Consider the following 4,444-nt stretch of genomic DNA (forward strand, 5'->3'; position numbering starts at 1 on the left):
GAACGAGGCAGGGCGGGCCGGGGCGCGGGCCCGGGTCACCCCGGACGCAGCCGGCTCGTCGTGCGGCGCAGCGCCGCGCGCGAGGTCAGCACGAGCACGATGAGGGTCACGACGTAGGGCAGGGTCTGGTACACCTCGCTGGGGAGCTGGATGCTGGTGGACTGCGACAGGAGCGAGAAGCTCTGCAGGAACCCGAACAGCACGGCGCCGAGCGCGATGCCGACGGGCGTCATCCGACCCATGATGACGATCGCGAGCACGATGTATCCGCGCCCCGCGGTCATGTTCGGGGTGAACGATCCGATCGCGCCGAGCGAGATCACCGCGCCCGCCAGGCCCGCGAGCGCGCCGCCGATGAGCAGCGCCCGGGCGCCGACCGCGCGCGGGCGCACACCGCGCAGGGCGGAGGAGGGGGCGTCCGCGCCGACCGCTCGCACCTGCAGGCCGAAACGCGTGAAGCGCATCACGGCCCAGGCCCCGACGATCAGCACGACGGCGCCGTAGACGAGCGGGCTCTGGCCGAACAGCATCGGTCCGATCAGGGGGATGTCGGTGAGCGGGCCGAGGTCGAGCCGGGCGATCGTGGGCACGCTGACGTTCGTCGTGCCTGCCGGGACCCACAGCTGGTACAGGTAGGTCGACAGGCCGAGGCCGAGCATCGTGATCGCGAGGCCGACGACGATCTCGTTCGCCTTCAGGGTGTAGACGAGCACGTTCATCAGCAGCGCGAGCAGGAGACCGGTGGCAGCCGCCGCGAGCAGACCCGCGTACGCGCCCAGGAAGCTGCCCGCGAACACGCCGGTGAACGCGCCGAGGATCATCATGCCCTCGATGCCGAGGTTGAGCCGGCCCGCGCGCTCGACGAAGCCCTCGCCGATGCCGGCGATCACGAGGGGCGCGGCCAGGGCGAGCGCACCGGCGAGGATCGACGCCCACAGCTCGACGGTCATCGTGCGGACTCCTCGTCTGCGGAGGCAGATGCCGCGGCGCCGATCGGTTCCGCCTCCGCGGAGGCGACCGCCCCCGGCTCCCCGTCGAGGACGGGCTCCCCGGATGCGGCGGCCGCATCCGCGATCTCGCCGGGCGAGAAGGCGCCGTCGTCCGGTGCCGGGGCGGGCGCGGGATGCGCGGGGGCCACGAGGCCGGGGCGGGACGCGGCGATCACGGCGACGCCGAGCAGGAGGACCCCCTTGATGACGTCGGCGATGGACGACGGGATGGTGCCGGTGGCCGACTGCATGCCCACGGCGCCCACGGTGAGCGCGGAGAAGAAGACGGCGGCGGCGGCGATGCCGACCGGCAGGAGGCCGCCGAGGAGGGCCACGGCGAGTCCGGAGAAGCCGACGCCGCCCGAGACCGAGCCGAGGAGCCGCTCGCCCGTGCCGGCGACCTGCATCCATCCGACGACGCCCGCCCCCGCGCCCGAGACGAGCATCGTGCCGTAGAGCGTGCGTGCGCGGGTGGCGCCCAGCCGCAGGGCCAGGGCGGGTCGCTCGGCGAAGACCGCGACCCGGGTGGCCTGCGATGTGCGCCGCCACCACTCGAACAGCACGACCGCCACGATCACGAGCAGGATGCCCGTGTGCGCACGGGTGCCGGGGATGAGCGCGGGGAGCGCGGCTGCGTCGGGGAGGCGCTCGCTCTGCGGGGTGGCGGTGGCGTCGGGGCTTGCGAGCCAGGTGCGCAGCGTCCAGCCGAGGAACCCGGTGGCCACGTAGTTGAGCAGCAGCGTCGAGAGGATCACATCGACCCGCCAGCGAGAGGCGAGCCAGGCGGGCAGAAGCGCGAAGCCCGCGCCCCCGGCGGCGCCGGCGACGAGACCCACCAGCCCGTAGACGAGGGCGGGGGCGGTGTCGCCGGTGAGGGTGCGGACGCCGAGGATCGCGGCCGTGGCGGCGATCGCGCCGATCGTGACCTGGCCCTCGGCCCCGACCGAGAAGACGCCCGCGCGGAGGGCCGGGATGAGGGTGAGCGCGACGATCGCGACGGGGACCGCCCCCACGAGGAGCTCCCCCACGCGGTAGGGAGAGCTCGACACGCCCTCGACGAGGCCGCGGAGCCCGGTCAGCGGGTCGGCGCCGGCGAACAGGATCAGGGCGGTCGCGACCAGCAGCACCGTCACCACGACGGTGCCGGTGAGGGCGAGCGAGCGCAGTCTCGGCGATCCGATCACGCGCGATCACCGTGGTCGTGGGAGAGCCCGCACGCGTCGACGGGTCCCGGCAGCAGCACGTCGACGAACCGCTGCGTCGCCGTGTCGATGAGCCCGAGCTCGGTGAGACCGAGGTCGGGCACGGCGTAGAGCCCCACGAACGACAGGATGATGTACGGCGAGGGGATGGGGCATCCGAGGGCGTGCGTGGCCGCGTGGCCCGCCGCGAGCGCCTCGGCGGTCTGCTCGAACGGCGCCGCACTCATCATCCCGCCGATCGGGAGGGGCACGCGGCCGACGACCTCGCCGTCCGCGACCGTCACGAAGCCGCCGCCCATGCGGCCGAGCTCCTCGACGGCGAGCCGCATCGAGGCGTCGTCGGCGCCGACGACCGAGATGTTCATGTTGGGGCAGTTCATCGTGATGGCGATCGCGCCGCGGCGGAGCCCGTAGCCCTTGACGAAGCCGATGCCCGACCGCGCCTCGCCGTGGTGACGGTCGATCACGGCGATCTTGAGGACGTCCTGGGCCGGGTCGGAGATCACCTCGCCGTCGTGTACGGGCAGCGTGGCGGCGAACGCCCGCTTGAAGTAGCCGTTGTACATCTCCATCGCCCGTACCTGCACGCGCTCGGCGCCCTCCGGCGCCGGCACGGTGAGCAGATCCGCGGGCAGCTCGGCCGGCAGGTGCACCGTGTCCTGCACCCAGTCGGGCAGCTCGTCGGTGTTCTCGAACAGCGAGACGCCGTCGCGCGCGACGACCTCGCCCGCGACGATCACGACCCGCGGCCGAACGTCGGCGAGGTCGGGGATGATCTGCAGGTCCGCGAGGCGCGACGGCGCGAGCACGCCGAGCACCTGGTCGAGCCGGTAGTAGTGGGCGGGCTGGGTCGTCGCCATCCGGTAGGCGAGCTGCGGGTCGACACCGAAGCGGATCGCCTGGCGGACGTGGTGGTCGATGTGCCCCTCGGTGCGCAGGTCGTGCGCGTGCTTGTCGTCGGCGCAGAAGGCGAGGTGGCGTAGGGCCGGGGCGATCGCCTCGAGGTCGGCGAACAACGGCACCGTGTTGTCGGTGAGCGAGGAGCCCATGACCGTGATCATGGCGCCGAGGCGGGTGCGCTCGAGCACCTCGTCGACGGTCGCGGCGTTGTGGTCGTCGCTGATGCCGGCGGCCAGGTACCCCCACAGGGACTCGTGGGTCTGCGCCGCGGTGTGCCCGGTGAGCCGGCGGCCGGCCACGAGCGCCTCGCGGAACCGGCCGGTCGAGGCCTCGCCGTAGTCGAACGGGTTGCTCTCGCCGAGGGTGATCGTCACGTCGTCGTGCAGCCGGGCGCGCACCGTCTCCTCGGGGATCACCGCGCCCCCGCGTTCCAGCTCGAACGAGGCGGGCGTCGTCGGCGACACCTGCTGGAACACGTGCAGCGGGGTTCGCGTGCGAAGGAGGAAGTCCATCCCGTCCGCGCCCCAGACGTTGGCCGATCCGTTCGGGTCGGTGAGCACGGTGGTCGTGCCGCGGGCGACCGAGAGCCGGGCCAGCTCGCCCGGCGTGAGGTTGGTGTACTCGATGTGCAGGTGGGCGTCGATGAAGCCCGGCACCACATGGGCGCCGCGCGCGTCGATCTCGGTCCCGGCCGTCGCGACGTGGCCCCACGGGGTCAGGGTCGCGATGTGGCGGCCGGCGATGAGCACGTCGCGCTCGAGCCATTCCTCGGTGCCGGGCGACTGCACGAGCCCGCCGCGCACGATCGCGTCGGGCGCGGCCTGGCCGGAGGCGACGGCGCGCAGCCGCACCAGCTCGGCGGTCGTGGGCAGCAGGTCGGTGAGCTCGGTCATGGCGCCTCCTCGGCGGTCGTGCGGAGTCCGGCCATCGCCGCGCCGACGCGCGCCGTGGTGGCCTCGGCGGCGGGCAGGTCGGCGACGATCCATCCGGAGAAGAGGACCACGACGCGGTCGGCGAGACCGCGGATCTCCTCCAGGTCGTGCGAGGCGACGAGCACCGCCGCCCCGGCCTCGGCGGCGGCGACGAGACGGTCGCGGATCGCCTGCGCCGCGCGGAGGTCCAGTCCCTGGGTGGGCCCGTAGGCGATCACGGCGCGGGGTGCGCCGTCGGCGCCCGGCCACGCGCGGCCGAGCTCGCGGGCGACGAGGAGCTTCTGCTGGTTGCCGCCGGAGAGGCCGCCGGCCGCGAGCGAGGGGACCGCCGGGCGCACGTCGAACGCGCGGAGCCGGTCGGATGCGGCGTCGCGCGCGGCCGCGCGCTCGGGGCGGGCGGCGTCGTACAGCGGGAGCGTGT

The 4,444-nt window shown here is 74.1% G+C and carries 3 protein-coding genes and 1 pseudogene; all 4 read right to left on the bottom strand.

Annotation, left to right across the window (positions count from 1 at the left end; translation table 11 throughout):
* Positions 1–35: 35 nt before the first annotated feature.
* Entirely contained in the window at positions 36–950 is a 915-nt protein-coding gene (locus tag GVL03_RS18680; protein WP_159502517.1) for an ABC transporter permease, read from the bottom strand.
* Positions 947–2,173, bottom strand: a complete 1,227-nt coding sequence (locus GVL03_RS18685) for an ABC transporter permease (RefSeq protein ID WP_159502518.1) — start codon at positions 2,171–2,173, stop codon at positions 947–949. Before GVL03_RS18685 ends, GVL03_RS18680 begins: the two co-directional genes overlap by 4 nt.
* Complete coding sequence (locus tag GVL03_RS18690) at positions 2,170–3,984, bottom strand: adenine deaminase C-terminal domain-containing protein (protein ID WP_159502519.1); 1,815 nt, start codon at positions 3,982–3,984, stop codon at positions 2,170–2,172. The genes GVL03_RS18685 and GVL03_RS18690 overlap by 4 nt, the downstream gene beginning before the upstream one ends.
* Positions 3,981–4,444: pseudogene (locus GVL03_RS18695) on the bottom strand (heme ABC transporter ATP-binding protein); the annotation flags it as partial. The gene GVL03_RS18690 and the pseudogene GVL03_RS18695, both read right to left, overlap by 4 nt.

The organism is Microbacterium sp. 18062 (genome assembly GCF_902706225.1).
Taxonomy (GTDB): domain Bacteria; phylum Actinomycetota; class Actinomycetes; order Actinomycetales; family Microbacteriaceae; genus Microbacterium.